Consider the following 25,699-nt stretch of genomic DNA (forward strand, 5'->3'; position numbering starts at 1 on the left):
ATATAGATATCTATTAAAGAAATGAGCTGACCATGAACAAATCTTATTTTTACCTTGACATGAAAACGCATGAATTGCCTGTGCCCTACAGCAATTCCAAGCGCCGCATACGAGTACTGTTACCGAAAAATTATGACCAGAAGACCGAGCAAGACTATCCGGTTGTTTATTTCCATGATGGTCAAAATGTCCTCTATAGCAAGGAAGCTTTTTCTGGACATTCTTGGAAAATTATTCCGACTCTGAAGCGGAACCCAGACATTGCTCCTATGATTATCGTTGTAATTGATAACGATGGTTTCCAACGAATGAACGAATATTCAGCTTGGAAGTACCAGGAGTCCACTATTCCTGGCATGCAGTTTGGAGGGCAGGGCAGAGAGTATGCGGATTTTGTTATGGAAGTAGTCAAACCGTTCATCGACGAGCATTATCGGACTAAGCCTGACAAAGCGCACACCGCTATGATTGGTTCTTCTCTGGGAGGTAACATCACACAGTTTATGGGTTTGGCCTATCAGGACCAAATCGGTTGTTTGGGCGTTTTCTCGTCAGCCAATTGGTTACATCAAGAGGCTTTTGACCGCTATATGGAGCGAATGGAGCTAGATAGCCAGCAACGAGTCTATATCTATGTCGGAACGGAGGAGGCGGATGATACAGATAAGACGCTGATGGCTGGAAATATCAAGCAGGCCTACATCGACTCATCCCTTTCTTATTATCGTCGCTTGATTGCGGGAGGACTTCCTTTAGATAATATTTCCCTAGAAGTGATTTCAGGGGCGATTCATAACGAAGAGGCTTGGTCGCTGTATTTGCCGGCTTGTATCCGATTTTTAAGTGAGAAGTGGTAGGAGGAAAATAGATGCATTTTGAACATTTACATCATTGGTCAGGAAATCTCGGCCGAGAAATGACTTTAAATCGCTATGGACATGCGGGAGTCCCAGTTGTTGTCTTTCCGTCATCAGGTGGTTCTATTGATGAATATGCGGATTTTGGAATGATTGAAGCCTGCAAAGATTTCATCGAAGCTGGAAGAGTTCAATTTTTCACCTTGACTAGTATTGATAGCGAGTCCTGGTTGGCTGAATGGAAGTCCATTCACGACCGTGCTTTGGTGCATGCTGCTTACGAAAATTATGTGATTCAAGAGGCTATTCCTTTTATCAAGCATCTAACAGGCTGGTTTGACCCCATGATGACGACAGGGTGCTCTATGGGAGCCTATCACGCGCTCAATATTTTTCTCCAGCATCCGGATGTTTTTAATAAGGTTATTGCCTTATCCGGCATTTACGATGCGCGCTTTTTCAATCAGCAAGCGGATTATGGGCAAGATGACCTTGTCTTTCAAAATTCTCTAGTAGACGCCATTTGGCTACAAAATGATGGCTGGTTTATTGACCGTTATCGCCAATCGGATATTATTGTCTGCACGGGTCAGGGAACTTGGGAAGCAGATGGACTTCCAAGTTTTTACAAAATGAAAGAGGCTTTCGAGCACAAGTAAATTTCAGCTTGGTTTGATGAGTGGGGTGGAGATGTCGCCCATGACTGGGAATGGTGGCGCCGTCAGATGTCTTATTTCCTCCAGCACATTTTATGATTTCTCAGAAAGGACAAAACTGATGAACTATCTTATTATTTCTCCTTACTATCCAGAAAATTTCCAGCAATTTACCATCGAATTAGCCCAAAAAGAGGGAATTACTGTTCTTGGAATTGGTCAAGAACCCTATGAACAATTGGGTTCTGACTTGCAGCAAGCTTTGACAGAGTATTTTCGGGTTGAAAACCTAGAAGATATTGATGAAGTCAAGCGCGCCCTTGCCTTTCTATTTTACAAACACGGTCCAATTGACCGGATTGAATCTCACAATGAATATTGGCTAGAACAAGATGCTATCTTGCGGGAGCAATTTCATGTTTTTGTCTTTTTCAAACCACGTGATTTGAAAAAGACAAAATTCAAATCAGAAATGAAAAAATATTTCCAAAAAGCAGGTGCACCAGTTGTTCTTGGAATTGTCGTTCGCTCTGTCAAAGATAGTCAACGTGCTGTCAAGAAAATTGGTTTTCCTATGATTGCCAAGCCCGACAATGGTGTGGGAGCAGCGGCGACCTACAAATTGAGTAATCAAGAAGATTTAGAACGATTTTTGGCAGAATGGGATCAGAGTACTACTTATTTCTTCGAAGAATTTGTCAATTCTAACCAACTTTGCACCTATGACGGCTTGATTGACCACCAAGGCAATATCGTATTTGAAACGAGCTTTAACTACGTCTACACGCCATTAACCCTGATCACAGAGCAAAAAGACAATGCTTATTATGTGGTCAAAGAAATAGATCCAAAATTACAAGCTTACGGCCGAGCCATTATACAAGCATTTGCCATGAAAGAGCGCTTTTTCCACATCGAATTTTTTAGAACTGCAGATGATTATATCGCATTAGAATACAATAACCGCCCAGCAGGTGGCTTTACTGTGGATGTCTATAATTTTGCGCATTCCATTGATTTGTACAGAGATTACGCTCAGGTTGTTGCCGGTGAGCCAGTCGCGGAGCGGATTTTTGAAACGCGTTATTGTCTTGCGACGACGCGGAGAAATCAGACACAGTACCATTATAGCCACGAAGAGATTTGTGAAAAATTTGCCCAGCAACTTAAGGCTGTCAAACTCATGCCAGAAGCCTTTGCGGCCTTACAAGGGGATGTGCTTTATATGCTGACTGCTGATAGTGAAGAGGAAGTGCAGCAGATGGTGGCAGAGATTGGGCGGCCCGTTTTCTGACTAGTCCATGACAAGCCTTTCAATCTTTGATATAATGAGGTTGTAGTCACGCATTAGGAGGAATATATGAAAAAGAAATACTATCTACTTGCCCTAGCGAGTGTCTTGGTTTTAGGGGCATGTAGCGCACAAAAATCTGAGAAAAAGTTGACAACTCCCTCATCAAGCATTGCCAAAATTGAGAATAAATTATTCAGCAGCAGTCAAACAGAGCAATCGTCTAGCACAACAGCGAGCTCGTCTGAAGCGAATGGTGAGACGACAAAAAAATACCAGTACCAATTACAAGCAAATGGTGTTACACAGACTCAGGTCTACGAAGTGACCTATAACGGGGCCCAGTTCCAACGCCTTCTGTTGACCTTGATTCAGCCACTTCCCGCTGAACAAGCAGCAGCACTCAATGATTCCAACCGCGAAGAGTATCTTCGTATCCTACGCGAAGCACCAGGTATCAAAGAAGCAGAAGGAGTGCAGGGCATGACGGCTACGGTTAATTTAAACGAACAAAACCAACCAGTCATTGCTTTTGACATGGATATGCAGCAACTGGACATTGATGCAGCTTCAAAAATCACTAGTTTCGGCCCAATGTTTTCTGGATTGAAAAACATGTCTCCGACAGACTTTATCAAGGGACTTGAGTTCTTAGGCGCAACAGAAATCAAATAATACGTAAGCCAGGCTGTTGGATGAGCTTGGTTTCTCTTTATTTTTTTGAAAATTAGGTTTATAATGAGACAAAGAAAGGGGAGAATATGAAAACTATTCAGGAGCGCTCTTACGGGTTAGGGATTTGTATCTTGATTGCCGGTGTGAGCCATTTTCTAGGAAAAGAATTTACAATTGTTGGAGGTGCGGTTTTTGCTATTTTAATCGGTATGCTGCTTAGTCCCACTATTAGCAAAATGGAAATTTTTCAGCCGGGAATCACCTATACTTCTAAGAAAATTTTGCAGTATGCCGTGATCTTGCTTGGATTTGGCTTGAATTTGCAGGTCATTTTGCAGACTGGTCAGCAGTCACTTCCCATTATCCTAACGACCATAGCAACGTCATTGCTGATTGCTTATGTTTTGCAGAAAAAGCTAGGTTTATCGACTAACATGGCAACTTTGATTGGAGTGGGTTCTTCCATTTGCGGAGGGTCTGCAATTGCAGCAACGGCACCTGTGATTGATGCTAATGATGAAGAAGTGGCGCAAGCTATTTCGGTTATTTTTCTCTTTAACATTTTGGCTGCGCTCATTTTCCCGACTCTGGGGAGTTTGCTCGGTTTTTCTACTACTTCAGGTCAGGCATTTGGGATTTTTGCCGGAACAGCTGTGAATGATACTTCATCGGTAACAGCGGCTGCAGCAACCTGGGATAGTCTTTACCACTTGGGGGCCCAAACTTTGAATAAGGCCGTTACCGTGAAACTTACGAGAACACTGGCCATTATCCCAATCACATTAGGACTGTCTTACTGGCGGGCTAGACAAGCAAAAGCAGCGGAAAAATCAGTGTCTCTCAAGCGAGTCTTTCCGGTCTTCATCCTCTATTTTGTCCTAGCTAGTATCGTGACGACTTTGGCTCTTGCAGCGGGAGTACCTGCGACATTTTTTAGCCCAATAAAGGAAGTCTCAAAATTTTTCATCATTATGGCAATGGCAGCAGTAGGACTTAAAACCAATATCGTTCAGCTGATTAAAAAAGGTGGTAAACCAATTTTACTGGGGCTATCTTGCTGGGTTGGAATTATTCTCGTTTCTCTCATGATGCAATTTTTGATGGGATATATTTAAAATAAAAAGTTATTGATTGCAAAATCAATAACTTTTTTACGTATATTATATTATGTAATTTCTATAGATTATCCAAGGCATTTTTTTGCTCGTCACTGACGATATGGGTATAGAGGTCAGTGACTTGTGTATTGGCATGGCCGAGCTGGTGGCTGACAAGGACTTGTGATTTTGTAGCATCGTAAAGTCGAGTGGCCAGTGTATGGCGCAATTTGTGGGGGGTCACGCGGATTTTGAAGTCAGCTGAGTATTTTGCGACCATTTTTTCTATACTGGAAGCATCCATCCGATTGGGCTTGCCACGGTATTCGGATAAGAAGAAGGCCGTATCCGTTTTTTCAGCCTTGTAGCGTTGTTGGCGGATAGCAGCATAGGCTTCTAGATAAGGCTTAGCAAACCCAGCAACATTGATCGAGTCGCGCTTGCCACCCTTGCGGGTGACATCAATAATCATCATCTTGAGATTGACATCACGAAGATCCAAATTCACTGCCTCTGATAAACGAACTCCAGAAGCTAAGAGAAGTGCTAAAATCGCTAAATCGCGCTCCTTATTTTTTCGGAAAGATGATTTGGCCCGATTAGAGAGCTTGGCCTCATACTCGACATCCACATATTCTAGAAATTCCATGGTTTCGTCGCCCAAAAAGAGCTTTTGCTTGATGTTCTCAGCTCTGGCAGCAAGGGTCTCTTTTTTCTTTTTGGTAGAAACTTTTTTCATGACATTTCGGTAAAAATACGGCTCACCTAGCTCGTTTTCAACCTCCTCAGTCAGATACTTATAGAGACTAGACAAGGCAGACAGAGTACGGTTAATGGTGGTCTGCGATACACCATTTTGCGTCGTATTGGCATTCAGCAAAGGTCGCTCACGCAAATACAGGATAAAGGCCTCCATATCTTTCTTGGTCAAATTTTCCAAAGCATCCAATGAGATATCCGAAATCTGCCGACAATCAACAATTCCAGCATCTATAAGCCATTCAAAAAATCGACGGTATTCTTTAAGATATTCGTATAAAGTTGTAAAACTATAGGGAACAGCCAATTTTGATTGGTAATAATCCAGCACATACCAAGGCATGATAGATTTTAATTCTTCAATTTTTTCAAGCAATAATTCACGACGCATATTTCTCTCCTGATTCTTGATATTAGTAGTATATCATTTATATCTTCGTTTTTCAAGAAAATTATAGTTTTTCGGAAAGAAGTTAGGTAGAACATATAGAATGCTCATATTGCTGAATATCCTATTTATATAAAATAAATTTACGTAATATATGTTATGTATAAAATAAACAACTCATAATTGAGTTGTTTATTTGCGTTTTTTCTTAGCTTTTTTGATTTTATTGGCTTGGCGCTTCATGGCTGACTTCATGGCGAATTCACCAATTTTACCTTTTAATCCGCCACCAAGCATAGATGACATATCAGGCATGCCATTGGCTCCCATCATTCCTTCTAATGCTGACATGTCCATACCGCTCATATCGGGCATTCCTGGCATATTTTTAGGGAGATTATTTGGAGTAAGTCCCATCTGCTTCATCATTTTAGACATATCACCAGACATAACGCCCTGCATCAGAGATTTGGCTTGGTTAAAGTCTTTGATAAATTTATTGACGTCCACAAAGCTATTTCCAGAGCCTGTCGCGATGCGACGACGACGACTTGGTGTCAGCAAGTCTGGATTTTCACGTTCGGCAGGGGTCATTGAAGAGACAATCGCTCGTTTGCGGGCAATTTCTTTCTGGTCAACTTTAATATTTGCCAAGGCGGGATTTCCAGCCATTCCTGGGATCATTTTAAGCAGTTCTTCCATTGGCCCCATGCTTTGTACCTGGTCTAGTTGGTCAATGAAATCGTTGAAATCAAAGGTGCTTTCTCGCATTTTTTCAGCAAGTTCCAAAGATTTTTGCTCATCGTAATCCTTAGAAGCCTTCTCAATCAAAGTCAGCAAGTCACCCATTCCCAAGATACGGCTAGCCATACGGTCTGGATGGAAAGTTTCAATGTCAGTGATTTTTTCACCAGTACCAGTGAATTTGATTGGTTTGCCAGTGATTTCACGGATAGAAAGCGCCGCACCACCACGGGTATCCCCATCGATTTTCGTGAGAACAACACCGGTAATATCCAGTTGTGCGTTGAATTCACGAGCAACGTTGGCGGCTTCCTGACCAATCATAGAATCAACCACAAGGAGGATTTCAGTTGGCTGAGCCAGTGCTTTGACATCTCGCAATTCTTGCATGAGTTTTTCATCGATTTGCAGACGACCAGCTGTATCGATCAAGACATAATCATGCTTATTTTGTTGGGCGAGTTCAAGACCTTGACGGACAATGTCCACAGCAGCAACTTCTGTTCCAAGATCAAAAACCGGAACATTGATTTGCTGACCAAGTGTTTTTAATTGGTCAATGGCTGCTGGACGGTAGATATCCGCCGCAATCATCATAGGAAGCGCCTTTTCTTCCGCAATCAATTTATTGGCTAATTTGCCTGCAAAAGTCGTTTTACCTGCACCTTGAAGACCAACCATCATGATAATAGTTGGAATTTTAGGTGATTTCTCGATTTCTGCCGTCTCAGAACCCAAAATCTCTGTCAATTCTTCATTGACAATCTTGATGATTTGTTGAGAAGCATCAAGTGTTTCGATGATTTCATGACCAACAGCGCGCTCACGAACACGTTTGATAAAGGTTTTTACAACTGGAAGTGCAACATCGGCCTCAAGAAGGGCCATACGAATTTCTTTCGTGACTTCCTGTACTTCTTTTCCGGATAATTTTCCCTTGCGACGTAGATTTTTGAAAACGCTCTGGAGACGTTCTGTTAAACTTTCAAAAGCCATAATCTTCTCTTTTCTTTTTAATCTCGGTTATCAATGCTGGTCAAGATAGCAATTTTTTCCTGCAAAAAGCCATCATCAGCGTATTTTTCTGAAATTTGGTCAAAAATTTGCCCCCGCACAATATAATCAGAATACATGTGCAATTTCATCTCATAATCTTCTAAAATCTTTTCTGTCCGCTTGATGTTATCGTAGACCGCTTGACGACTGACATGAAATTCTTCAGCAATTTCAGCCAAACTATAATCATCTGCATAATAAAGCTCAATATAGTTCATTTGCTTGTCTGTCAAAAGCGCAGCATAAAATTCAAACAGGGCATTCATTCGATTGGTTTTTTCAATTTCCATAAACTTTATTTTACCATATCTGAGCGATTTTTAGTAGGAAAAGTTTTTGAAGAAAAACCAAAAGTTGCGTAATATATATTATGCAACTTTTGGTTAATTATTTTCTAAGTAAAACTCAAAACGGTCTCCTACGTACTGACTACGGACATATTCGAATGCTTGGCCATCCGTAAAGTAAGAAACTTGAGTCAGTGCTAAAATCGCATGCCCTTTTGCCACCTCTAAGTATTCTGCTACACGGTCGCTTGCTGTTTTGGCATAGATTGTCTGTTGGCTTTTTCCAATTTCGTAGCCATTCACCGCCAATGTTTTGAAAAAATGATTGGTAATGTCTGTTTTATTGAAATTTCGGATTAACTTTTCGGGGATAGATGCCACTTCAAATACCAAGGGAACATTGTCAGCATAGCGAATCCGTTCCATCCGAATCACCAAATCATTCGCACCTAATTGAAGACGCTGGCGCTCCGTTTCACTGGCCAACTTTTTCTGATAAGAAATTAGTTTGGTGGATGGAGACTTTCCTTGGGAATGAACGATTTCTGTAAAGGAGGTTGTCCCGCGCATTTTTTCTTGTACACGCGTGCTAGCAACATAGGTTCCAGAACCAACTTTTCGTTCCAGCACTCCTTCTTCTACCAGCATGGTAATAGCTTGACGGAGAGTCATTCGGCTGACATTGAATCGCTCTGCCAAATCTCGTTCACTTGGCAGACGTTCCCCAATCTTCCAAATCTGATCATCAATTTCTTCTTTTATTTTGTCGTGTATCGTTATATAGGCTGCTTTCATTGTCGTACTCCATTTGTTCTCTTTCTATTCTACCAAAATTTTAGATTTTAGACTATTCCTACTGCAAAATGTTCGCTTTTATGTTAAAATATAGTGTAATATCTGATTTTTTTTCAGAATGAAAGGAAAAACAATGACAACTCAAGACATTCAAAAGATTATTGTTCTGGATTATGGTAGCCAGTACAACCAATTGATTGCCCGTCGTATCCGTGAGTTTGGTGTATTTTCTGAATTAAAGAGCCACAAGATTAGCGCTGAAGAAATTCGTGCTATCAATCCGATTGGTATCGTTCTTTCAGGTGGCCCAAATTCAGTTTATGCTGATAATGCATTCGGTATTGATGAAGAAATTTTCGAACTTGGTATCCCAATTCTCGGTATCTGCTACGGTATGCAATTGATTACACATAAGCTCGGTGGTAAGGTTGTGCCTGCTGGTGAAGCTGGAAATCGTGAATACGGTCAGTCAACGCTTCGACTTCGTACAGAATCAGCTCTCTTTGCAGGAACTCCTGAGGAACAACTCGTTCTCATGAGCCATGGAGATGCCGTAACTGAAATTCCAGAAGGTTTCCACCTTGTCGGAGATTCTGCTGACTGTCCATTTGCTGCTATGGAAAATACAGAGAAAAAATTCTACGGTATTCAATTCCACCCAGAAGTACGTCACTCAGTCTACGGAAATGATATGCTGAAAAACTTCGCAATCAATATCTGTGGAGGACGCGGCGACTGGTCAATGGATAACTTTATCGAAATGGAAATTGCCAAAATTCGCCAAACGGTTGGTGATCGCAAAGTTCTTCTTGGTCTTTCAGGCGGTGTGGACTCATCTGTTGTTGGTGTCTTGCTCCAACGCGCCATCGGTAACCAATTGACATGTATCTTCGTTGACCACGGTCTTCTTCGTAAAAATGAAGGTGACCAAGTAATGGACATGCTTGGTGGTAAATTTGGCCTTAACATCATCCGTGTTGATGCTTCAAAACGTTTCCTAGACCTGCTTGCCGGTGTTGACGATCCAGAGAAAAAACGTAAGATTATTGGGAATGAATTTGTCTACGTCTTTGACGACGAAGCTAGCAAATTAAAAGGAGTTGACTTCCTCGCACAAGGAACTCTCTATACTGATATCATCGAGTCAGGTACTGAAACTGCTCAAACCATCAAATCTCACCACAACGTTGGGGGACTTCCTGAAGACATGCAGTTTGAATTGATTGAGCCGCTCAATACTCTCTTCAAAGATGAAGTTCGTGCGCTTGGTACTGCACTTGGCATGCCTGATGAAGTCGTATGGCGCCAGCCATTCCCAGGTCCAGGACTTGCCATCCGAGTTATGGGCGAAATTACTGAGGAAAAACTAGAAACTGTCCGTGAGTCTGATGCTATCCTTCGTGAGGAAATCGCTAAAGCAGGGCTTGACCGTGATGTATGGCAATATTTCACAGTTAATACTGGTGTTCGTTCTGTTGGGGTTATGGGTGACGGTCGTACCTACGACTACACTATCGCTATTCGCGCCATCACTTCTATCGACGGTATGACAGCTGATTTTGCACAACTCCCATGGGATGTACTTAAGAAAATCTCAACTCGTATCGTAAATGAAGTTGACCACGTCAACCGCATCGTCTACGACATTACAAGTAAACCACCAGCAACGGTCGAGTGGGAATAAAAAAGTCTCCCAGACCATTTTAGCAAACAAGTCCTTTAGAGGGCTTGTTTTCATTATGCCTTCAAATCATCATAAAAACTGCCGAAATCACTGATTTCAGCAGTTTTCTTATTACTATTGTTATGGCTGATGTACAACAGTGCCATCTTCAGTTGTAATGGTTCCATTTTGGTAGACAAGGTAGATACTGTTATCATTTCCTTGGATGGTACTGAATGGATTGACCTCCGCCCGGTTATAGTTATCTTCGATAATTTTCCAACCTAGATCACCTAAAATTCGTGTCGCATAGTTGATCGTTTCCTGACCCTGCGTTAAGGAGAGCGTTTGATTTGCAGGTGCCACTTCTGTACTATCTGAAACCTTGTAAAAAGTTCCCGAATTCAAAATCGTTTCTGACAAGGCAACCTGTGTTCCTACTAGACGGTCTCGAGTGCTATCCGTACTATCCTTCCCTTCATGAAAATGACTTTGTGGAATGACAACATTTTTAGGTACAAACAGTAGTACAAAGCCTCCTCCGCTTGATTGGTAGGTAATCCCGCCTTGGAGAATACCCTGGTCTTCTTTGGGAGGATTAACCATCGTCACACCAGTTGAAATCAAGCCACTTTGGTCAAAGACAAGCTTATCACCGCTTGCATTTTGCCAGGTACCTGCGATGCTAGAATAATCACCGTTTTGAATTGCTTGAATATTCATCCCTGTTTGAACTGGAGCTTCAGTACTGCTGCTCGATGAAACCGTGGAGGAATCTGCCTTAGTGGATGACGATGCTTTGCTGACTTGGCTCGTTTTAGGAGTCTGACTTGTTTTAGTTGTTTCTTTACTAGAACAAGCAACTAGAAGGCTAGCGGTGCTGAGAAGGATTAGGGAGGTGTAAATTGACTTTTTCATATCTTTTCTCCTTTAGAAAATGTTTTTGTAAGGCTAGTATACACTGTTCCTGCTTAGGTGAACATGTCATTTATGTCATGTTTAGTTGTTTTCTTTGTGTACCATAAAGCCTGTGGCTTGCTTGGTTGCCATAATGGTAATATCTGAAATTTGCACATGTGCCGGTTGATTGGCGATATAAAGAGTAATGTCAGCAATATCTTCAGCTTGTAAGGCATCGATTCCTTGATAGACAGAGGCAGCACGATCGCGATCCCCGTGGAAACGTACTTGGCTAAAATCAGTTTCTACAATACCAGGTTGTACTGTCGTAACCTTGATATTTTTATCAATGGTATCAATACGAATCCCGTCACTCAACACCTTAACTGCAGCCTTTGTTGCTGCATAAACTGCCGCACCAGCATAGGCATAAATCCCAGCAGTCGAGCCGATATTGATTACATGACCAGTATTTTTTTCTACCATATTCGGTAAAATACAGCGCATCACAGCCAGTAGCCCTTTGATATTGGTATCAATCATGGTCATCATGTCCACCATATCGTACTCTTGGAATTTCTCCAACCCCAAAGCCAATCCAGCATTGTTGACCAAGATATCAATTTGTGGCACATCGTGCAGTAGCTGAGAACAAACTATTTCTACTTCTTCCAGCTTCGTCACATCCACTTGATAAATCCAAACTTGAATAGGATAGTGACGATATAGGTCTTCTTTAATTTCTTCCAATAAGTGTAAACGACGTCCTGTCAAAATGACATTATCACCTGATTTTGCAAAAGCATAGGCAATCGCTTTTCCGATTCCGCTTGTCGCACCTGTAATAAGAACATTTCTTGTCATAACAGCCTCCTTTTTCTTTATATTATACCACTTTCGCCCTAAGCCTGCATATGAGTAGCAAAAAACCGCCATTCAGACGGTTTCACTATTTTATTTTTTGTAAATGTCTCTTCGGTGTCCAAATTCTAAGGCCAGGATAATCATCTTGTCATCCTGAATATCACAAATGAGTCGATAATCACCGATTCGGTAACGCCATTCTCTTGAACGGTCTCCAGTCAAGCCGTTCCCGTGTTGCCGAGGGTCCATCGTCCCCTCCAGATTCTTATCAATCCAAGCAAATAATAGACGTTGAATCTGGCAATCCAGCTTTTTGATTTGCTTTTGAGCTTGCTTAGAATACTCCAATCGATACATCTTAGAAACTTAGTTCCTTCTTAAAATCAGCATGAGAAATGGTTTCTGTATCTTTTTCATATTCTTTGTAGGCTTGCTGGTAGATATTTAAGTCATACTCATCTTCGATTTGCTCTGCCAGAGCTTTCTTAAATAGTTCAGACAACGGTTTTCCTGTCAACACGGCATAGCTTTTGAAAAACTCTTCTTCTGTCGCATTCAAGCGCAACGATACTGTACTCATAATCCGCTCCTCCTTAATTGTGTAATACATTGTAACACAATTTATTTTAAATGGCAAGTTTCCCTTATTTAAAGGAGTCAATTGCCGAATCAAGGAAGTTGAAGAATTTCATCAGATATAGGTTGAACTGAACTTGGCGCGAGTAATAGATATTTCCGCCGTTGACATAGAGTTTTCCGCCGTAAAATAGCGCAATAGGGTGATAATAGGTGTATTCTGCTCCAGTTGTATTCCCCAGACTAGGAGCAACTACATCGCGAGAATATTTTTTGGACAGTGCAATCGTATTTTCACCGCCGTTTTTAGCGACGTAAGGAATGTAGGCCGGACCGAAATTATAGGCTTGAACAGCTGTCCAGACATCTACTTTTGCTTCTTCTGCAGTTTCGAGATTGTGGCTCAAATAACTGACACCCTGACGAATGCTTTCTTTACTATCCGTTATGGTGTTTGTATAGCCAGTTGCAGATTCACTAGACTGCATGACATCAGTTTGCTTTCCCTTGGTTTCCGTGTAAATCATGGCTAGAACTAACTCTTCATTAGCGGTTGTATCATTTTCAGCAAGAACTTCTTCCACCAATGGCTGGTATGTCATCACTTGCTGAACAGCTACATGCATTTGATACGCTTTATAAGCCAGAAAAACAAGGACGACCAAGAGAATCGTTCTTGTTAATTTTTTCATTTATTTTGAATATCTTCTATATTTTTGATGAGAATCGAATAGGTTCCATTCTCGTTTTGAATAAACTCGACCGACTCTGCATCTTCGTAGACATTATTTGGGACGATGAGTTCAATTCCATTAGAAAGCGAGAGTTTTTGATTCTCGAATTTCTTGAGTTGGCGGCTGCTGTCAATTTCTGAGAAAGAAATCTTATCAGGAATGACTTCTTTCAACTGGTCTACAAAGGTTAACCGCGCAGTCAGATTGTCCTCAAACAACTGGTCTGCTAGTTTTTCAGGGGAAATCTCATTATCTTCTTCAAGATTATTAAAGATGGCTGATTTGACCTTAGTCTGAAATTGGAAATCATCTCTGTTGAAATTTTCAGCGATTTTCTGAGCTGTTTTCTCGACTTCTTTGATAGACTTTTTAGCCGAGATAGCAGGTTTTTCTTTGAGAATATTGTCCGAAAAATAATTTAAAAAAGCCCCATTGTACTTGATACGCTTTTCAATCAAGAGATACTGGTGAGTTTGCAAATTGAGAATAAAGGCCTCATCCGGAGCAGATCCAGCGCTTGGAAGATTGTTCTGCGTCAACTTCAAAGGACTATCGCTGTCTAATCCAACATGGGCCAGATTTTCCCGCAATGAGATTCGTAGAAAGGCAAATTGCTCGATGCCATTTTTTTCAAAATGTACAAAGATTAAATCATTGGTTTTGAGATTTTCAGACACAGAAAATTCTTCATGCCAAATTTTGGCAATCTGGCATGAAGAATCGATGAGTTGATCAGAGATGAGTTCGAGAAATGAATGATCAGCAGGCAGTTGACCTGTTTTAGCCTCGTCGGAGTAAACACGCTCGATTTTTTTGCGAAGGTATTCTTCAATCTTGGGTGTAATCGTCAGAAGACTGTCTGATAAGACTAACTCGGTATCATCAGCTGAAAATTGATGTATAATTGCTTGTTTAATATAAATATCCATAAATTAGTTTTCGTAAAGTGGGAAACGGTCTGTCAGAGCTTTGACTTCTTGGCGAACTTCTTCAAGAACAGCTTCGTTATCAGCATTTTTCAGTGCTTTAATGATCAAATGAGCTACTTGTTGGCATTCTGCTACACCAAATCCACGAGCTGTCACTGCAGCTGTACCCAGACGAATTCCTGATGTCTTAAATGGAGACAAGGTTTCAAATGGGATTGAATTTTTGTTGAGAGTGATGTGCACTTCGTCCAAGAGGTTTTGTGCTTCTTTTCCGTTTTCAATAACTTTGGTTACGTCTACAAGGAAAACATGATTGTCTGTTCCGCCAGAGATGACGCGGAAGTTTTCATCTTTGTTAAATACCTCAGCCATCGCTTGACAGTTTGTGATGACATTTTGTGCATATTCTTTAAAAGCAGGATCCAAGTTTTCTTTGAAGGCTACGGCTTTGGCAGCAATAATGTGTTCCAATGGTCCACCTTGCATACCTGGAAAGACTGCAGAATTGATTTTCTTAGCAAGCTCTTCGTCGTTTGTCAAAATAAGTCCGCCACGAGGACCACGAAGTGTTTTATGAGTTGTAGTTGTCGTGATATCCGCATAAGGTACTGGACTTGGATGCAAGCCAGCTGCTACTAAACCAGCAATATGCGCCATATCCACCATGAGCTTAGCCCCAACAGCATCCGCAATTTCACGGAATTTCGCAAAATCAATGATACGTGAATAGGCTGAGGCACCTGCAACAATGAGTCTTGGCTGTACTTCTTGAGCGCGTGATAAAATTTCTTGGTAATCAAGTTCTTCGGTTTCTTTGTTGACACCGTAGGCCACGAAGTTGTAGGTTTTTCCAGAGAAATTCACTGGCGAACCATGCGTCAGGTGACCACCAGCTGACAAATCCATTCCGAGTACAGTATCTCCCGGTTGGATCAAAGCCATATAGGCCGCCGCATTGGCTTGACTACCCGAATGTGGTTGAACATTGGCAAATTTTGCGCCAAAGATTTCTTTTGCACGCTCAATCGCAAGAGTTTCAACGACATCGACGACTTCGGTACCACCATAATAGCGTTTCCCAGGATAGCCTTCCGCATATTTATTGGTCAAAATAGAACCTTGAGCGGCCATCACTGCTTTCGAAACAACATTTTCTGAAGCAATCAATTCGATATTTCCCTGTTGACGTGCTTCTTCTGCTGCAATCGCATCCCATAGTTCTACGTCAAATGCTTTGTAATCTTCTTTGTCAAAAATCATGGCTTACCTCACATATTTTATAAATCGTTTTTGGACTTTATCGCTGTCATAACCAGCATGTTCATAAAAAGCATGTGCTTTTTTACGATGACTACCAGAATTTAGGCGAATAAAGTGAAATTGCCGCTCCCTAGCCTCCTTTTCGATGGCTTCTAGGAGTTGTCTACCAATACCTTTTCCTTGAAATTCCTCTAGAACAGCTAGTGCTAGAAGATTAAATCCAGCCTCTGAGTAGAGGCTTTCATAGACCTCAGCATGGATATAGCCGACTATAGAGCCACTATCCTCATCTTCAAATCCTAGAAAGAAATGGTGAGAATCGGCTGTTAATCGTCTAAATTGCTGCATTGTTTTCTCTATCGAATTGGGATAGCCAAGTGCGTATTCGTTAATATCACGAATGGTCTCCATATCTTCGACAACTAAGGCTCGAATCATATTCTACTCCTCAAATGGAATTTCAGGAACTTTAGCCAGTAATTCCTCCTTGGTAATCGCACCTTGGCGAAGAATACGAGCTGTTTTCCCAGACAAATCAAGAATAGTCGAATCCTGACCAGTAATCGCTTCATCATCCGCAATCCCTATCACTTGCTGATTGAAATCCTTGATGATGTCAGAGAATTTCTTGCCACTTTCCTGCCCTGAAATATTTGCAGATGGACCAATCAAGGGACCAGTTTCGGCAATAATTTGGAGCGTTTGTGGGTGATTTGGGGTGCGGAATCCAACTGTAGGAAGTCCTGAGTTAATCCAGTGTGGAACTTGATCATTGGCCTCTAGAATAATGGTCAAGGGACCAGGCATAAAACTATTATACACTTTTTTTACAAAATCAGGAACATTTCGACTGTATTTTAAGACATCGTTCAGATTTAACACATTTAAGTTCATGGCTTTGTCTTTTGGTCTATGTTTTAATTGATAAACCCTTTCGACAGCATCTTCGTTTAAAGCCTCTGCAAATAGGCCATAGACCGTTTCCGTCGGTAAAACAACTGCTCCACCAGATTGGATAATTGTTCGTATATTACGATTTTCCATAGATAGCCACCATTCGTTCTTTGCCAAAAAGGTCTTTTAAAACCTGGCACTGCTTATGCGGAAGATATGTTTTTGCCAAATCCTGCAAATCTTGCCCTTGCTTGTAGCCGATTTCCAAATAGATTTTCCCATTCTCATTTAAAAATGACGAAGCATCACTCAAAATGGTACGATAGATAGCCAGACCATTTTCCTCTGCAAAAAGCGCCGAGTGCGGCTCATGCATGTAGACATTTGTCGCCACTTCAGCCGTATCCTCAAAAGCAATATAAGGAGGATTTGAAATAATGATATCAAACTGACCTTGGATATTCTCGTAGACATCTGACTGCAGGAATTGAACGTCAAGTTTGTTAAGCTCAGCATTCTCACGCGCAATCATCAACGCTTCCTGCGAAATGTCAGAAGCCAGAACCTCCCAATGAGGTCGAGCACTTTTCAAGGCCAAGGCGATCGCCCCACTTCCTGTGCCAATGTCCAAAACTCGAAGATTTTCAGACTCATTTTGTGACAAAATCAAGTCCACTAACTCTCCCGTTTCTGGTCGAGGGATGAGAACATCAGGGCTGACTTTCAAGGTCAAATCTCTAAAATAAGCCCGTCCCGTAATATGCTGTGCAGGAATGTGTTGTGCCAACTGCCCAAAAATCTCTTCTAACAGCAACTGGTCTTCCACTGAAATCTCTCTCGGAAAATGAAGAATCAAATCCGTCAAAGTCCAACTTTTCAGCTCCTTAAAGACATAAGAGAGGCTTTCTTTTTCCTCTCCTAATGCTTCTAATTCACTTTCTAGCTGGCTAATGAGTTGTCCATAGGTCATATTACTTGTTCAACTTTTCCAGTTTTTGCGTTTGGTCATAGAGCACCAAGGCATCGACAACCTCGTCTAATTTCCCAGATAAGATTGTGTCCAATTTTTGAAGTGTCAATCCAATACGGTGATCTGTCACACGGTTTTGAGGAAAATTGTAGGTCCGGATACGCTCTGAACGATCACCAGTACCGATGGTTGACTTACGCTCAGCATCTTGCTCATCTTGGGCAATTTGTGCAAAGTGGTCAGCCACACGCGCGCGAATAATTTTCATGGCCTTGTCACGGTTTTTCTGCTGCGTACGTTCTTCTTGCATTTCGACTTTGATATTGGTTGGCAAGTGAACGATACGTACGGCTGTTGCTACCTTATTGACGTTCTGTCCACCCGCACCAGATGCGTGATAGATATCGACACGAAGGTCTTTTGGATCAATATCGTATTCCACTTCTTCCACTTCTGGCATAACCAAAACAGTGGCTGTCGAAGTATGAACACGCCCTTGACTTTCCGTTACAGGGACACGTTGGACACGATGAGCACCTGACTCATACTTCAACTTAGAATAAACTGATTGACCTGAAACCATGGCAACCACTTCTTTGATACCGCCTACGCCGTTATAAGAAGCTTCCATGACTTCAAAGCGCCAGCCTTGTCCTTCAGCAAATTTTTGGTACATTTGCAACAAATCGCCGGCAAAGAGAGCAGCCTCGTCCCCGCCTGCAGCACCACGAATTTCCAAGAGAATGTTCTTGTCGTCGTTGGGGTCTTTTGGAAGAAGCAAGATTTTTAATTTTTCTTCATAGGCTTCTTTTGCAGCTTTGGACTCTTTTAACTCTTCCTTAGCCATTTCCTCTAATTCGGCATCGTCCGCTGCGTCTTTAATCATTTCTTCAGCGTCAGCAATGTTTTGAATGACTTGCTTGTACTCACGATAAGCTGTGACAGTATCGCGTGTATTCGCCTCTTCACGAGACAATTCCATAAAACGTTTGGTGTCAGAAACCACATCTGGGTCACTGAGCAATTCGCCCAATTCTTCATAGCGATCTTCAACTGTTTGTAATTGATCATAGATATTCATATCTAAAAGGTAACCTCATACTTTTTCAAAATTTCTGCCTACTATTATACCATAAAATGAGAAGAATTTGGAGAAAGGAAAGTCTAGAACTCACCTCTTATCCAAATTTTTTAAAAAAACAAAAAACAGCCTTTCGGCTGCTCTAGTTTTCACTTAACGCGTTTGCTCAAAACGTAAATGCACAATAATTTGGTCAGAGTATCCGTTACGCTCCAAGTCGCGTTGAAGACGGTAGGAGATATAGTGCTCCGCAATAGCGATATAGCCCGCATCAATGAGACGGTGCTCCACCTGAGATTGAACCATGCTGATAGTTGGTCGTTCTGTCTGCGCCTCTTCTAAGTCAATAACAACTTTTTTTGTCACTTCAGCAAGATTTTTTCTCCATGTGTCGTCAATCACGTAGACAGTCTGTGCCGCTTTGATAATGGCTTGATAAATTTTTTCAGGGTCAAATTCGACAACTTCACCGCTTCTTTTAATAACTTGCATACTAGCTCCTTTTCGCATTCTTACAGGCTTTTACTACTTCTATTATCTAAGGAAATAGGACTTTTGTCAAGTTTTTGATACGACTGTGGTATAATGATTTTTAGGAAAAATAAAAAAGGAGTTCTTATGACAAATGCAATGCTAAAACGTCAAGAAGTTGACGTCAAAGATACCTGGGACACATCCCTAATCTATGAAAATGACCAAACTTTCAAAACAGCTTTGACTGCTTTCAAAGAAACCGCGAAAAATTTTGAAAAAAATTATAAAAACCAGTTAAACACGGTAGAAACTATCGTTGTAGCCTTGGCAGAATACGAAACTATTTTAACTGTTCAAAGCAAGCTATCCCACTACGCCTTCTTAAATCTAGACGTGGACAAGATGAATGCCGAATTGGCAAGTCAAGCCAATGAATTTGAACTCGTTCATGCAGAAACTTATCCAGCACTTGCCTTCTTGTCAACTGAACTTAGTCTCCAAGAAACAGCATTGTTGGAAGAAGTCATTGCTCAACATCCTGAATGGACGAGTTTTATCAACCACATCATCCGTTGGAAACCACATAATTTAGACCCACTTCAAGAAGAACTCTTGGCGAAATTTGCCCCAACCTTCTCACAAGCATACAGCAACTATGAAACGACCAAGTTTGAAGATATGACCTTTGACAACTTTGAGGCCAATGGTACATCCTACGGAAATAGTTATGTCCTCTACGAAAATGACTATGAAATCAGCCACGATACTGAGCTTCGTCGCAAGTCAGCTGAAAGTTTTTACGCTACTCTTCGTAAATACAAAAACACGACTGCCGCAACTTACCTGGCTCATGTGAAAAACGAGCAAATCGAAGCCAAATTACGCGGATTTGACTCAACCATCGACTACCTTCTTTTCCAACAAGATATCTCTCGAGACCTTTTTGACCGTCAAATTGACGTCATCATGAAAGAATTGGCTCCTCACATGCGTCGTTTTGTCAAATTGATGGCGGCTTCGCACGGCTTGGATAAGATTACACATGCTGACTTGAAGATTAGTTTGCCATCTGAATTCAATCAACGCATCACACCAGAAGAATCGAAACAATTCTTAGTTGATTGCCTTGGTTTCCTCGGTGAAAATTATGTGAAGATGATTGAGCAAGTCTTTGATGAGCGCTGGATTGACTTTGCGCAAAATGAAGGCAAGGCTACAGGCGGATACTGTGCTACACTTTATGACGGACCATCTTACATTCTCCTCAATTGGACCGGTCTCATGAATGAAGTTCTGGTTCTTGCTCACGAACTCGGACATGCTGGTCATTTCCAATTAGCCAAAAAACAGAGCATTCTGAACTATGATCCATCGCTGTATTTCATTGAAGCACCATCTACTGCCAACGAAGTCTTGACATGTAATACTCTTCTCAAGCAAAATGAAGACCCTAACTTCAAGGCCTACTTGATTAGTGAATTGATTAGCCGGACTTATTTCCATAATATGGTGACTCACCTTCTAGAAGCTGCCTTCCAACGCGAAGTTTACACGCGTATGGATAACGATGAATACCTCAACGGCGATATCCTCTGCGAAATCAAGCTCTCTATCATGAAAGAATTCTGGGGAGATGAGTTTGAAATCGGAGAGGACGCTGGACTTATCTGGATGCGCCAACCGCACTACTACATGGGACTATATCCATACACCTACTCTGCTGGATTGACGATTGGTACTGCCATGGCCAAACAATTAGAAGAAAATCCTACCGAAGTTGTTGAAAAATGGCTTGAAACCTTGTCACTCGGTGCTAGCCTCTCTGCCCAAGAATTGGCACAGCATGCTGGTGTGGATGTCTCTACTGACAAACCATTGAAAGACACCATTGCCTATGTCGGCTCACTGGTTGACCAGTTGGAAACCTTAACAAAATAGCATAATAAAAACTGTGATTCGAAATTGAATCACAGTTTTTGTTTTCTAATAATCAGGTCGAATAACCCCTGTCACCGTCTCACGAGTCGCTTCGATGTCTTCTTCTAGGACAACCTTGACAATGCGTTTTGACTCTTCAGGTGTACATGGAACAAGCGGCAAACGTAATGGCCCAACTTCAAAACCAAGATGATTGAGCAAGGCTTTAACAGGCGCTGGACTAACCACAGAAAAGAGAGCATGTACTTTGGGTAAGAACTGACGCTGAATTTTAGCTGCCTTTTGAATATCACTGGCTTTGATAGCTTGGAACATATCAAAAATTTCATCCCCACAAACGTGAGAAGCAACGCTAATCAGCCCATCTGCTCCCAAATTCATAGCATGAAAGGCTTCGCCATCTTCACCAGAAAAAATCAAGAAATCTTCTGGTTTGTGCTCGATGAGGTAGGCCATATTATCCAAAGTTGTACATTCTTTTACACCGATAATGTTTGGATGTTCAGCCAGACGCAACATGGTATCAGGGTCTACTTCTACAACCACGCGCCCAGGGATATTGTAAATGATAATCGGTAAATCAGAAGCATCTGCAATGGCTTTAAAATGCTGATACAGACCTTTTTGATTCGGTTTATTATAGTAGGGAACAATGGCCAAACCTGCAGCAAATCCGCCAAATTCGGCAACTTCTTTGGCAAATTCCACGGAGTCGCGCGTGTCATTTGTCCCGATACCTGCAATCAGGGGAACGCGACCATTGACAATTTTTTGCACTGCAGCAAAGAGTTCCAATTCTTCTTCGTGGGTCAAAGTTGGACTTTCAGCAGTTGTTCCTGCCAATAATAAGCCTTCTGTATGATGGGCAAGTAATTCTTCAATCAGCTTAGGCAGTACTTCAAAGTTGATGGAGCCATCGGCTTTGAAGGGAGTCACCATCGCGGTAATGATATTGACATTGCGTAAATCTTGGATAGACATAGGCATCCTTTCCAAATAGCTTTCGCTTATTTTAATTCAAATTTTAAGTCAGTAGTTGGGCGGACTAAGCCACGTTCGTGAAGAGTTTCTGCGATTTGAACAGAATTCCAAGCAGCGCCTTTTAGCAAGTTGTCGGAAACGACCCACATGTGGATTCCTTTTTCTGCATCAAGGTCTTTACGGATACGACCAACAAAAGTATCACGACTTCCAACAGCATTGATAGCCTGAGGGTAGATTTGGTGAGCGACGTCGTCCTCTAGTACTGCACCTGGGAAGGCCGCAATGGCCGCTTTGACTTCCTCAATTGGTGCCACTTCTTTTGTTTCGATATAAACAGACTCAGAATGGGCAGACAAAACTGGAATGCGGACACAGGTTGCTGATACAGCAATGCTGTCGTCTTCCATAATTTTCTTGGTTTCTTTTGTCATTTTCATTTCTTCGTAAGTGTAGTCGTTGTCAGTGAAGACGTCGATTTGTGGAAGAGCATTGAAGGCGATTGGATAATGTTTTTTGTCGCCGCCTGATGGGAGAATAGTTGCTTCAACATCTTTTGGATTGACACCGTCATTTAAGACTGAGCGGAGTTGAGCTTGTGTTTCCAAGATAGCACCCATACCAGCACCTGATACGGCTTGATAAGTCGATACGATGATACGGTCCAAGCCCCATTTTTGACGAACTGGCTCCAAAGCTACCATCATTTGAATCGTTGAACAGTTTGGACAAGCGATAATGCCGTTATGGGCATCGAGTGCATGGGCGTTGACTTCAGGCACAACCAAAGGGACATCAGGATTTTGACGGAAATAAGAAGTATTATCCACGACAACTGCTCCTGCTTTGACCGCATATGGAGCGTATTTTGCAGAGGTAGAGCCACCAGCAGAGAAAAGCGCGATATCGACCCCGCCAAAAGTATCTTCTGTCGTTTCTTCTATGACAATATCTTGTCCTTTAAATTGCAATGTCTTACCAGCTGAGCGAGAAGACGCCAAAAAACGTACTTTTTCGATAGGAAGTGTTGATTCTTCCAACATTTTAATCATCTGTGCGCCAACTGCGCCTGTAGCACCAACAACTGCAACTGTATAAGCCATAAGGTTACCTCTTTCAAAATTAAATTTATACAATTATACTATATTTTTTTTCAAAACAAAAGGGATTTTTCAGAAAATTCCTGCATTTTTATAATTTATAGAGGATAGCTCGGCAGATTAGATTTAGTATAAAAAAACAAAGCTGGAATAAACCAACTTTGCTGTATCTGATTTAGAATAAACCGAGCGCTGTGCCGTCTTCTGCCACATCCATATTGAGAGCGGCTGGTTTTTTAGGAAGTCCTGGCATGGTCATGACATCTCCAGTAAGAGCAACGATGAAGCCCGCTCCCAGCTTCGGTACGACCTCACGAATCGTAACTTCAAATCCTCTTGGTGCACCGAGAAGAGTTGGGTCGTCTGAGAAACTGTATTGGGTTTTAGCCATACAAACTGGTAAGTTGTCCCAACCATTTTTCACGATTTGTGCAATTTGTGTCTTAGCTTTCTTTTCGAAAACGACCTTGTCAGCACGATAGATTTCACGCGCTACTGTCGCAATTTTTTCCTCGATTGACTGAGAGTCGTCATAGAGACGCTTGTAGTCTGACGGTGTCGCATCAATTGTTTTTACAACCGTTTGGGCTAACGCCACACCACCTTCAGCGCCGTCGGCCCAAACGCTAGCTAATTCAACAGGGACATCGATAGCCGCACACAGTTCACGAAGTTGGGCAATTTCTGCTTGGGTATCTGCTACAAATTCATTGATAGCCACGACAACAGGAACACCGTATTTGCGCATATTTTCCACATGCTGAGCCAAGTTGGCAAAACCTTCTTTTACAGCCGCAACATTTTCTAGACTCAAATCTTCCTTAACGATACCGCCATTCATTTTCAGTGCACGAAGAGTTGCCACTACGACAATGGCATCTGGTGTGGTTGGTAGATTTGGTGTTTTGATATCCAAGAATTTCTCTGCACCGAGATCCGCTCCAAATCCAGCTTCTGTCACCACATAATCGGCTAAACGAAGAGCTGTTGCAGTTGCCAAGACAGAGTTACATCCATGGGCAATATTAGCAAAGGGACCACCGTGAACAAATGCTGGCGTTCCATAGATAGTTTGCACCAAGTTTGGCTTGATAGCGTCTTTTAGAATGAGTGTCAGGACTCCTTCTACTTGCAAATCTCGGACATAAACTGGACTGCGGTCATAACGATAGCCAATGACAATGTTAGCCAAGCGTTTCTTCAAATCAGCTAAATCCGTTGCTAAGCAAAGGATGGCCATAATTTCTGAAGCCACTGTAATATCAAAACCGTCTTCACGTGGAATACCGTTTAGCGGACCGCCAAGTCCTACGGTCACATGACGCAGAGCGCGGTCATTCAAATCAACTACTCGTTTCCAGATAATCCGTCGTTGATCGATACCAAGTTCATTTCCTTGGTGGAGATGATTGTCAATCAAGGCTGACAAAGCGTTATGAGCTGTCGTGATGGCATGCATGTCTCCTGTAAAGTGGAGATTGATGTCTTCCATCGGAAGAACTTGTGCATAGCCGCCACCAGCTGCGCCTCCCTTAATCCCCATGACAGGACCGAGTGATGGTTCCCGTAGGGCAATCATGGTTTTCTTGCCAATTTTATTGAGGGCGTCCGCCAAGCCGATACTCATGGTAGACTTACCTTCACCGGCAGGCGTTGGATTGATAGCTGTGACTAAAATCAGTTTTCCAACAGGATTTTTTTGAACAGCTTTAATTTTATCAAAGGTTAATTTTGCTTTGTACTTACCGTAAAGCTCAATATCATCAAAGGCAATACCTAATGGTGCTACAACCTCTGTAATCGGCTTTAAGGGAACACTTTGTGCGATTTCAATATCCGTTTTCATTCTATCACCTCACAATAAGATAGTCTTATCATAACAGATATTCGTTTTTCTTGCACGTATTTTGTATATAAAAAATAAAACGTCCGCTTTTTACCTATTTTTGTAAAAAGTTAAGAAAATATCATACTGTTTTATTCGCCTTTGTAAGAGGTTGCTAAAACTTTACGAAAATCATAAATTCTTGTACAATAAGAACATGAAAATTTTGATTACTTCAGGCGGAACAAACGAATCCATCGACCAGGTTCGCGCCATTACAAATCATTCAACAGGCCAGCTTGGGAAGATCATTGCTGAGACATTTCTAGAGACAAATTTCCCTGTCACCTTGGTCACTACCAAGCATGCCGTCAAACCGCAGCCACACCCACTTCTTCATATAGTAGAAATCTCCAATGTGGAAAGTCTACAAAGTAGTCTCGAGCCACTTGTCAAAGAACATGATGTGCTCATTCATAGCATGGCTGTATCTGACTACACACCAGTCTACATGACTGGTCTGGATGAAGTCGAGCAGACGAACAAGATTCGTGATTTACTGACCAAATCCAATACAGAAACCAAGATTTCTTCTCAAAACGACTATCAAGTTCTGTTTCTCAAAAAAACACCAAAGGTCATCTCGAAAGTCAAGGAATGGAATCCAGCCATTCAGCTGATTGGTTTCAAGTTACTAGTGGATGTCAGCAAAGAAGAATTATTTGCTGTGACGCGTGAGAGTCTGGCGAAAAATAAGGCTGACTATATCGTTGCTAATGATTTACGAGACATCAATTCGGAAGGTCACAAGGCATTTTTAGTTGATAAAGAAACTGAGCAGCTGGCTTCAACAAAAGAAGAAATCGCTCAACTCCTCCTCAAGCTCGTCTTAGAAAAGAGGTAAT

26 protein-coding genes and 1 pseudogene are annotated in these 25,699 nt (G+C 41.7%); 8 read left to right on the forward strand and 19 right to left on the reverse strand.

Features of this window, described 5'->3' with window-relative positions:
* The first annotated feature begins 32 nt into the window (after positions 1–32).
* The 5 genes and pseudogenes from ABID27_RS04555 (at position 33) to ABID27_RS04575 (ending at position 4,594) form a co-directional block, all read left to right on the forward strand.
* Positions 33–857, forward strand: coding sequence for an alpha/beta hydrolase (locus ABID27_RS04555; protein ID WP_253364482.1), 825 nt, complete (start codon positions 33–35; stop codon positions 855–857).
* Between the two features lie 11 nt (positions 858–868).
* Positions 869–1,612, forward strand: a pseudogene (locus tag ABID27_RS04560) (esterase family protein).
* A 22-nt stretch (positions 1,613–1,634) separates the two neighbouring features.
* Positions 1,635–2,807: an ATP-grasp domain-containing protein gene (locus ABID27_RS04565; protein ID WP_354280566.1), complete on the forward strand. Its 1,173-nt coding sequence runs from the start codon at positions 1,635–1,637 to the stop codon at positions 2,805–2,807.
* A gap of 66 nt (positions 2,808–2,873) precedes the next feature.
* Positions 2,874–3,479, forward strand: coding sequence for an SP0191 family lipoprotein (locus ABID27_RS04570; RefSeq protein WP_354280568.1), 606 nt, complete (start codon positions 2,874–2,876; stop codon positions 3,477–3,479).
* A gap of 86 nt (positions 3,480–3,565) precedes the next feature.
* A complete protein-coding gene (locus ABID27_RS04575) occupies positions 3,566–4,594 on the forward strand; it encodes a YeiH family protein (RefSeq protein ID WP_253364474.1) in 1,029 nt (342 codons plus the stop codon).
* A 61-nt stretch (positions 4,595–4,655) separates the two neighbouring features.
* On the opposite strand, the gene xerS is transcribed toward ABID27_RS04575, so the two are convergent.
* The 4 genes from xerS to ABID27_RS04595 all read right to left on the reverse strand — a co-directional run bounded on the left by xerS (position 4,656) and on the right by ABID27_RS04595 (position 8,605).
* Positions 4,656–5,726: a tyrosine recombinase XerS gene (gene xerS / locus ABID27_RS04580; protein ID WP_354280571.1), complete on the reverse strand. Its 1,071-nt coding sequence runs from the start codon at positions 5,724–5,726 to the stop codon at positions 4,656–4,658.
* A 189-nt stretch (positions 5,727–5,915) separates the two neighbouring features.
* On the reverse strand, positions 5,916–7,463 hold the full coding sequence (gene ffh / locus ABID27_RS04585; protein WP_354280573.1) for a signal recognition particle protein: 1,548 nt from the start codon (positions 7,461–7,463) through the stop codon (positions 5,916–5,918).
* A 17-nt stretch (positions 7,464–7,480) separates the two neighbouring features.
* Entirely contained in the window at positions 7,481–7,813 is a 333-nt protein-coding gene (locus tag ABID27_RS04590) for a putative DNA-binding protein (RefSeq protein WP_253364463.1), read from the reverse strand.
* Positions 7,814–7,906: 93 nt separating this feature from the next.
* On the reverse strand, positions 7,907–8,605 hold the full coding sequence (locus tag ABID27_RS04595) for a GntR family transcriptional regulator (protein ID WP_253364462.1): 699 nt from the start codon (positions 8,603–8,605) through the stop codon (positions 7,907–7,909).
* A 133-nt stretch (positions 8,606–8,738) separates the two neighbouring features.
* On the opposite strand from ABID27_RS04595, the gene guaA reads away from it, so the two are divergent.
* Positions 8,739–10,289, forward strand: a complete 1,551-nt coding sequence (gene guaA / locus ABID27_RS04600) for a glutamine-hydrolyzing GMP synthase (protein WP_253364461.1) — start codon at positions 8,739–8,741, stop codon at positions 10,287–10,289.
* Positions 10,290–10,409: 120 nt separating this feature from the next.
* On the opposite strand, the gene ABID27_RS04605 is transcribed toward guaA, so the two are convergent.
* From ABID27_RS04605 to ABID27_RS04660, 12 genes are all read right to left on the reverse strand, one after another.
* A complete protein-coding gene (locus tag ABID27_RS04605) occupies positions 10,410–11,186 on the reverse strand; it encodes a DUF6287 domain-containing protein (protein ID WP_354280576.1) in 777 nt (258 codons plus the stop codon).
* An 81-nt stretch (positions 11,187–11,267) separates the two neighbouring features.
* On the reverse strand, positions 11,268–12,032 hold the full coding sequence (locus ABID27_RS04610) for an SDR family NAD(P)-dependent oxidoreductase (RefSeq protein WP_354280578.1): 765 nt from the start codon (positions 12,030–12,032) through the stop codon (positions 11,268–11,270).
* Positions 12,033–12,122: 90 nt separating this feature from the next.
* Positions 12,123–12,389 carry a type II toxin-antitoxin system RelE family toxin gene (locus ABID27_RS04615; RefSeq protein ID WP_354280580.1) on the reverse strand — a complete coding sequence of 89 codons (267 nt, stop codon included), beginning with the start codon at positions 12,387–12,389 and terminating at the stop codon, positions 12,123–12,125.
* 1 nt (position 12,390) lies between these two features.
* Positions 12,391–12,612 (reverse strand): type II toxin-antitoxin system RelB family antitoxin, encoded by a 222-nt coding sequence (gene relB / locus ABID27_RS04620; protein ID WP_354280582.1) that lies wholly within the window; start codon positions 12,610–12,612, stop codon positions 12,391–12,393.
* Between the two features lie 64 nt (positions 12,613–12,676).
* On the reverse strand, positions 12,677–13,300 hold the full coding sequence (locus ABID27_RS04625; RefSeq protein WP_253364454.1) for a lysozyme family protein: 624 nt from the start codon (positions 13,298–13,300) through the stop codon (positions 12,677–12,679).
* On the reverse strand, positions 13,297–14,271 hold the full coding sequence (locus ABID27_RS04630) for a nucleoid-associated protein (protein WP_253364452.1): 975 nt from the start codon (positions 14,269–14,271) through the stop codon (positions 13,297–13,299). The genes ABID27_RS04625 and ABID27_RS04630 overlap by 4 nt, the downstream gene beginning before the upstream one ends.
* A 3-nt stretch (positions 14,272–14,274) precedes the next feature.
* Positions 14,275–15,531 (reverse strand): serine hydroxymethyltransferase, encoded by a 1,257-nt coding sequence (gene glyA / locus ABID27_RS04635; protein WP_253364450.1) that lies wholly within the window; start codon positions 15,529–15,531, stop codon positions 14,275–14,277.
* A gap of 3 nt (positions 15,532–15,534) precedes the next feature.
* Positions 15,535–15,969, reverse strand: coding sequence for a GNAT family N-acetyltransferase (locus ABID27_RS04640; protein WP_354280585.1), 435 nt, complete (start codon positions 15,967–15,969; stop codon positions 15,535–15,537).
* Between the two features lie 3 nt (positions 15,970–15,972).
* Positions 15,973–16,575, reverse strand: a complete 603-nt coding sequence (locus ABID27_RS04645) for an L-threonylcarbamoyladenylate synthase (RefSeq protein ID WP_253364445.1) — start codon at positions 16,573–16,575, stop codon at positions 15,973–15,975.
* On the reverse strand, positions 16,562–17,395 hold the full coding sequence (gene prmC, locus ABID27_RS04650) for a peptide chain release factor N(5)-glutamine methyltransferase (protein ID WP_354280588.1): 834 nt from the start codon (positions 17,393–17,395) through the stop codon (positions 16,562–16,564). Before prmC ends, ABID27_RS04645 begins: the two co-directional genes overlap by 14 nt.
* A 1-nt stretch (position 17,396) precedes the next feature.
* On the reverse strand, positions 17,397–18,476 hold the full coding sequence (gene prfA / locus ABID27_RS04655; RefSeq protein WP_354280590.1) for a peptide chain release factor 1: 1,080 nt from the start codon (positions 18,474–18,476) through the stop codon (positions 17,397–17,399).
* Positions 18,477–18,629: 153 nt separating this feature from the next.
* Positions 18,630–18,968, reverse strand: a complete 339-nt coding sequence (locus ABID27_RS04660) for an ATP cone domain-containing protein (protein ID WP_253364440.1) — start codon at positions 18,966–18,968, stop codon at positions 18,630–18,632.
* 126 nt (positions 18,969–19,094) lie between these two features.
* On the opposite strand from ABID27_RS04660, the gene pepF reads away from it, so the two are divergent.
* Positions 19,095–20,888 (forward strand): oligoendopeptidase F, encoded by a 1,794-nt coding sequence (gene pepF / locus ABID27_RS04665; RefSeq protein ID WP_354280592.1) that lies wholly within the window; start codon positions 19,095–19,097, stop codon positions 20,886–20,888.
* Between the two features lie 45 nt (positions 20,889–20,933).
* On the opposite strand, the gene dapA is transcribed toward pepF, so the two are convergent.
* From dapA to ABID27_RS04680, 3 genes are all read right to left on the reverse strand, one after another.
* Positions 20,934–21,869: a 4-hydroxy-tetrahydrodipicolinate synthase gene (dapA, locus tag ABID27_RS04670; RefSeq protein WP_354280594.1), complete on the reverse strand. Its 936-nt coding sequence runs from the start codon at positions 21,867–21,869 to the stop codon at positions 20,934–20,936.
* Positions 21,870–21,895: 26 nt separating this feature from the next.
* Positions 21,896–22,972 carry an aspartate-semialdehyde dehydrogenase gene (locus tag ABID27_RS04675; protein ID WP_253364434.1) on the reverse strand — a complete coding sequence of 359 codons (1,077 nt, stop codon included), beginning with the start codon at positions 22,970–22,972 and terminating at the stop codon, positions 21,896–21,898.
* A gap of 172 nt (positions 22,973–23,144) precedes the next feature.
* Complete coding sequence (locus tag ABID27_RS04680; protein ID WP_354280596.1) at positions 23,145–24,815, reverse strand: formate--tetrahydrofolate ligase; 1,671 nt, start codon at positions 24,813–24,815, stop codon at positions 23,145–23,147.
* 196 nt (positions 24,816–25,011) lie between these two features.
* On the opposite strand from ABID27_RS04680, the gene ABID27_RS04685 reads away from it, so the two are divergent.
* Positions 25,012–25,698, forward strand: a complete 687-nt coding sequence (locus ABID27_RS04685; RefSeq protein ID WP_354280598.1) for a phosphopantothenate--cysteine ligase — start codon at positions 25,012–25,014, stop codon at positions 25,696–25,698.
* Position 25,699: the final 1 nt, after the last annotated feature.

The organism is Streptococcus gallinaceus (assembly GCF_040545695.1).
GTDB lineage: Bacteria > Bacillota > Bacilli > Lactobacillales > Streptococcaceae > Streptococcus > Streptococcus gallinaceus.

Bases quoted from the DNA above. Each gene is read 5' to 3' on its own strand.
- ABID27_RS04610 (WP_354280578.1), bottom strand. From the start codon at position 12,032: ATGACAAGAAATGTTCTTATTACAGGTGCGACAAGCGGAATCGGAAAA.
- ABID27_RS04680 (WP_354280596.1), bottom strand. From the start codon at position 24,815: ATGAAAACGGATATTGAAATCGCACAAAGTGTTCCCTTAAAGCCGATT.
- pepF (WP_354280592.1), top strand. From the start codon at position 19,095: ATGACAAATGCAATGCTAAAACGTCAAGAAGTTGACGTCAAAGATACC.
- ABID27_RS04595 (WP_253364462.1), bottom strand. From the start codon at position 8,605: ATGAAAGCAGCCTATATAACGATACACGACAAAATAAAAGAAGAAATT.
- ffh (WP_354280573.1), bottom strand. From the start codon at position 7,463: ATGGCTTTTGAAAGTTTAACAGAACGTCTCCAGAGCGTTTTCAAAAAT.
- prmC (WP_354280588.1), bottom strand. From the start codon at position 17,395: ATGACCTATGGACAACTCATTAGCCAGCTAGAAAGTGAATTAGAAGCA.
- ABID27_RS04675 (WP_253364434.1), bottom strand. From the start codon at position 22,972: ATGGCTTATACAGTTGCAGTTGTTGGTGCTACAGGCGCAGTTGGCGCA.
- ABID27_RS04615 (WP_354280580.1), bottom strand. From the start codon at position 12,389: ATGTATCGATTGGAGTATTCTAAGCAAGCTCAAAAGCAAATCAAAAAG.
- ABID27_RS04640 (WP_354280585.1), bottom strand. From the start codon at position 15,969: ATGATTCGAGCCTTAGTTGTCGAAGATATGGAGACCATTCGTGATATT.
- ABID27_RS04565 (WP_354280566.1), top strand. From the start codon at position 1,635: ATGAACTATCTTATTATTTCTCCTTACTATCCAGAAAATTTCCAGCAA.
- prfA (WP_354280590.1), bottom strand. From the start codon at position 18,476: ATGAATATCTATGATCAATTACAAACAGTTGAAGATCGCTATGAAGAA.
- ABID27_RS04660 (WP_253364440.1), bottom strand. From the start codon at position 18,968: ATGCAAGTTATTAAAAGAAGCGGTGAAGTTGTCGAATTTGACCCTGAA.
- ABID27_RS04555 (WP_253364482.1), top strand. From the start codon at position 33: ATGAACAAATCTTATTTTTACCTTGACATGAAAACGCATGAATTGCCT.
- ABID27_RS04625 (WP_253364454.1), bottom strand. From the start codon at position 13,300: ATGAAAAAATTAACAAGAACGATTCTCTTGGTCGTCCTTGTTTTTCTG.
- ABID27_RS04575 (WP_253364474.1), top strand. From the start codon at position 3,566: ATGAAAACTATTCAGGAGCGCTCTTACGGGTTAGGGATTTGTATCTTG.
- ABID27_RS04685 (WP_354280598.1), top strand. From the start codon at position 25,012: ATGAAAATTTTGATTACTTCAGGCGGAACAAACGAATCCATCGACCAG.
- ABID27_RS04605 (WP_354280576.1), bottom strand. From the start codon at position 11,186: ATGAAAAAGTCAATTTACACCTCCCTAATCCTTCTCAGCACCGCTAGC.
- guaA (WP_253364461.1), top strand. From the start codon at position 8,739: ATGACAACTCAAGACATTCAAAAGATTATTGTTCTGGATTATGGTAGC.
- ABID27_RS04590 (WP_253364463.1), bottom strand. From the start codon at position 7,813: ATGGAAATTGAAAAAACCAATCGAATGAATGCCCTGTTTGAATTTTAT.
- glyA (WP_253364450.1), bottom strand. From the start codon at position 15,531: ATGATTTTTGACAAAGAAGATTACAAAGCATTTGACGTAGAACTATGG.
- xerS (WP_354280571.1), bottom strand. From the start codon at position 5,726: ATGCGTCGTGAATTATTGCTTGAAAAAATTGAAGAATTAAAATCTATC.
- relB (WP_354280582.1), bottom strand. From the start codon at position 12,612: ATGAGTACAGTATCGTTGCGCTTGAATGCGACAGAAGAAGAGTTTTTC.
- dapA (WP_354280594.1), bottom strand. From the start codon at position 21,869: ATGTCTATCCAAGATTTACGCAATGTCAATATCATTACCGCGATGGTG.
- ABID27_RS04645 (WP_253364445.1), bottom strand. From the start codon at position 16,575: ATGGAAAATCGTAATATACGAACAATTATCCAATCTGGTGGAGCAGTT.
- ABID27_RS04630 (WP_253364452.1), bottom strand. From the start codon at position 14,271: ATGGATATTTATATTAAACAAGCAATTATACATCAATTTTCAGCTGAT.
- ABID27_RS04570 (WP_354280568.1), top strand. From the start codon at position 2,874: ATGAAAAAGAAATACTATCTACTTGCCCTAGCGAGTGTCTTGGTTTTA.